This window comes from Vibrio sp. 10N.261.51.C6 (genome assembly GCF_041471785.1).
Taxonomy (GTDB): Bacteria; Pseudomonadota; Gammaproteobacteria; order Enterobacterales; family Vibrionaceae; genus Vibrio; species Vibrio crassostreae_C.
On sequence record NZ_JBFRPB010000139.1, the window covers coordinates 1 to 1,177 of the forward strand.

The 1,177-nt window shown below is 46.1% G+C and carries 1 protein-coding gene; it reads right to left on the reverse strand.

Annotated elements, in window-relative coordinates:
- Positions 1–1,177: elongation factor Tu (gene tuf / locus AB4375_RS21565; RefSeq protein ID WP_017068117.1), on the reverse strand; the 1,177-nt coding region annotated here is incomplete at both ends.

The window sequence follows — 1,177 nt, forward strand, 5'->3', positions numbered from 1 at the left end:
AAGATTTTAGCTACAACACCAGCACCAACTGTACGGCCACCTTCGCGGATTGCGAAACGTAGACCTTCGTCCATTGCGATTGGAGCGATTAGCTCAACAGTCATTTGAACGTTGTCACCTGGCATTACCATTTCTACGCCTTCTGGTAGAGTGATATCGCCTGTTACGTCAGTTGTACGGAAGTAGAACTGTGGACGGTAACCTTTGAAGAAAGGAGTGTGACGGCCGCCTTCGTCTTTAGAAAGTACGTATACTTCAGACTCAAACTTAGTGTGTGGGTTGATAGAACCTTTCGCAGAAAGTACTTGACCACGTTCAACGTCATCACGCTTAGTACCACGTAGAAGTGCACCAACGTTCTCACCTGCACGACCTTCGTCAAGCAGTTTACGGAACATTTCAACACCAGTACAAGTAGTAAGAGTAGTCTCTTTGATACCAACGATTTCTACTTCGTCACCTACACGTAGGATACCGCGCTCGATACGACCAGTTACAACAGTACCACGACCTTGAATTGAGAATACATCTTCAATTGGTAGTAGGAACGGTTGGTCAACTGCACGCTCTGGCTCAGGAATGTAAGAATCTAGTGCTTCTGCAAGCTCAACGATCTTGTCTTCCCACTGCTTCTCGCCGTTTAGTGCGCCAAGTGCAGAACCTTGGATAACTGGTAGGTCATCACCTGGGAAGTCGTATTCAGAAAGAAGTTCACGAACTTCCATCTCAACTAGCTCAAGTAGCTCTTCGTCATCAACCATGTCACATTTGTTCATGAATACGATGATGTAAGGGATACCAACTTGACGACCAAGTAGGATGTGCTCACGAGTTTGAGGCATAGGACCATCTGTTGCAGCAACAACTAGGATACCACCATCCATTTGAGCAGCACCAGTGATCATGTTTTTAACATAATCGGCGTGTCCAGGACAGTCAACGTGTGCGTAGTGACGTGCAGGAGTATCGTACTCAACGTGAGAAGTTGAGATTGTGATACCACGCTCGCGCTCTTCAGGAGCGTTATCGATTGATGCGAAATCTTTAGCAACACCGCCGTATACTTTTGCAAGAGTAGTACAGATAGCAGCAGTTAGAGTTGTTTTACCGTGGTCAACGTGGCCGATAGTACCAACGTTTACGTGCGGTTTCGTACGTTCAAATTTTTCTTTAGACA